At 66.6% G+C, this 2,711-nt stretch carries 3 protein-coding genes; 2 read left to right on the plus strand and 1 reads right to left on the minus strand.

What is annotated here, in order from left to right; genetic code table 11:
• Nucleotides 1–735: SDR family oxidoreductase (locus AC1D00_RS35415; RefSeq protein WP_477013866.1), on the plus strand; the 735-nt coding region annotated here is incomplete at its 5' end.
• A 244-nt stretch (nt 736–979) separates the two neighbouring features.
• Here the strand turns inward: AC1D00_RS35415 and AC1D00_RS35420 are convergent.
• Entirely contained in the window at nt 980–2,233 is a 1,254-nt protein-coding gene (locus AC1D00_RS35420; protein WP_477013867.1) for an MFS transporter, read from the minus strand.
• 146 nt (nt 2,234–2,379) lie between these two features.
• On the opposite strand from AC1D00_RS35420, the gene AC1D00_RS35425 reads away from it, so the two are divergent.
• The coding region (locus AC1D00_RS35425) for a Na+ dependent nucleoside transporter N-terminal domain-containing protein (protein WP_477013868.1) at nt 2,380–2,711 on the plus strand (332 nt) is incomplete at its 3' end.

Here is a 2,711-nt window from a genome sequence, read left to right on the forward strand (position 1 = left end):
GTGGTGACGGGCGCCGGCACCGGAGTCGGACGCGCGGCCTCGCTGGCGCTGATGAACACCGGCTTCACCGTGGTGCTGGTCGGGCGCCGCATGGAGATGCTCGAGGAGACCGCCAAGCTCGGCCCCGCCGGCAAGAGCCTGTGCGTCACCGCCGACATGACCAAGCCGGACTCGATCGCCGCACTGTTTGACAAGGTGAAGGCGACCTATGGCCGCCTCGACGTGCTCTTCAACAATRCCGGCATGGGCGCGCCGGCCGTGAACTTCGAGGATCTCAGCCTCGAGCAGTGGCAGGCGGTGGTGAACACCAACCTCACCGGCCCGTTCCTGTGCACCCAGCACGCCTTCCGCATCATGAAGGACCAGACCCCGCGCGGCGGCCGCATCATCAACAACGGCTCGATCTCGGCGCACGCGCCGCGACCGTTCTCGGCGGCCTACACCTCGACCAAGCACGCCATCACCGGCCTCACGAAGGCGAGCAATCTCGACGGCCGCATGTACGACATCGCGGTCGGCCAGGTCGACATCGGCAATGCGGCAACCCCCATGACCGATCGCATGGTCAACGGCCCCGGCGTGCTCCAGCCCGACGGCACCACCAAGCACGAGCCGCGCATGGACGCCAAGGCGGTCGGCGATGCCGTCGCCTACATGGCCGGCCTGCCGCTGGATGCCAACGTGCTGACCATGACGGTGATGGCGACCAAGATGCCGTTCGTCGGACGGGGCTGAGCAAAAAACGCGAAAACAACCCCATGCACAGTAGGCGGCGTGGGGTTGTGGCCTGCCTTCGGCAAGCGGGGTGAGACAACGAAACCACTTGCGCCATCTCCACAATCGTCATTGCGAGCGYCTTGTCCGCCATAGCTCGAAGAGCGACGGCGGAAGCGAAGCAATCCAGACTGTCACTGCGGCAGGATTCTGGATTGCTTCGTCGCGAAAGCTCCTCGCGATGACGAGTGGAAAGAGCGGAGGCCTACTCCAGGCTCTCCACCTTTCGCAGGCTCGGAAACAGCCTCATCCAGAGCAGCGCGACCGCGACCGTGCAGACGCCGCCGAACACTGCCGCCGGCATCGCACCGAGCAGCGCGGCTGCCACTCCGCTCTCGAACTGGCCGAGCTGGTTGGAGGCGTTGATGAAGAGGAAATTCACCGCGCCGACCCGGCCGCGCATCTCATCGGGCGTGGACAGCTGCACCAGCGAGAAGCGGATCACGACGCTGATCGTGTCGGCGGCACCGAGGATCGCGAGCGACAGCACCGACAGCCACATCCATGACGACAGCGCGAACACGATGGTCGCGATGCCGAACACGATCACGGCCTGGAACATGCGCAGGCCCACATGCCGCGAGATGGCGTGGCGTGCCAGCACCATGGTCATCAGCAGCGCGCCGACCGCAGGCGCGGCGCGCAATACGCCGAGGCCGACGGGACCGGTCTGGAGGATGTCGCGGGCATAGATCGGCAACAGGGCGGTAACGCCGCCGAACAGCACCGCGAACAGGTCGAGCGAGATGGTGCCGAGGATCGCCGGATTGCGCCGGATGAAGCGGACCCCGGCAAAGATATTGTCCGAACCCGTCCCCTCCTTGGCCACCGCCTGCGGACGCGGCTGGATGAAGCCGGTCAAGATCATCCCGAGAATCCAGAACAGCAGCATCACGGCATAGGCAAGATGCGGCGCGACCGCATAGGCAAAACCGCCGAGCGCGGGCCCCGTGATGGTCGCGACCTGCCCCGCGCCGCTCGCGACTGCCGTTGCCCGCTGGAGCGAGCCCTGCGGCGCGATCAGCGGCAGCAGCGCCGCGGTGGTCGGGCTTTCGAAGGCGCCGGCGATGCCGAGCACGAAGGTCGCGATGAAGATCTGCACTTCTCTGACCGCACCGAGATAGGTGATGATCGCAAGATAGAGCGCGGTCGCCGCTTCCACGAACTGGCAGAGCTGGACCACGCGCTTGCGCTCAAAACGGTCGGCGGCGTGGCCGGCGACGAACACCAGCAGCGCGGTGGGCAGGAACTGCACGAGCCCGACCATGCCGAGGTCGAAGGCCGAACCGGTGAGGTCGTAGATCTGCCAGCCGATCGCGACCGCCGCGATCTGGCTGGAAAAGCGCGACAGGCTGCGCGAGAGCAGGAAGAACAGGAAGGCGCGGTGGGAAAGCAGCGCGCCGGCGCTGACCGGCGGATTGGCCGGCAATGGCTGCTCTTCACTTAGCTCCTGACTCACCTTTTTGGGCCGTCCGCGCCTGATCTTTACGAGCCCCCGCGTGGCTGACGCGGACCGGCTTGTCAACAGCGGGCGGCTCCGGTGCGCTTCCGGCATTGCCTTTGCAACGCACGCGCGGYCATAATCATGGAGGGTTTGGGGACATCATGCTGCGGCTGCAATCGGCACTCGGCATTTTCGCATTGCTGCTGATCGCGTGGGCGTTGGCAGAGAATCGCCGCGCGGTCTCGCTGCGCCAGGCGGCGATCGGCCTTGTCGTGACCTTCGTCACCGCGGCCGTGCTCCTGAAGCTGCCGGTCGTCGCCCATGCCTTCGGCGCCATCAACGACGCGGTCGGCGCGATCTCCGCGGCCTCGCGCGCCGGCTCCTCCTTCGTGTTCGGCTATATCGGCGGCGGCCCCCTGCCCTTCGACCTGAAGGGGCCCGGCGCCGACTTCATCCTGGCGTTCCAGGCGCTGCCGATCGTCCTGGTCATGAG

The sequence above is a fragment of the Bradyrhizobium sp. P2_E8 genome (genome assembly GCF_056403875.1).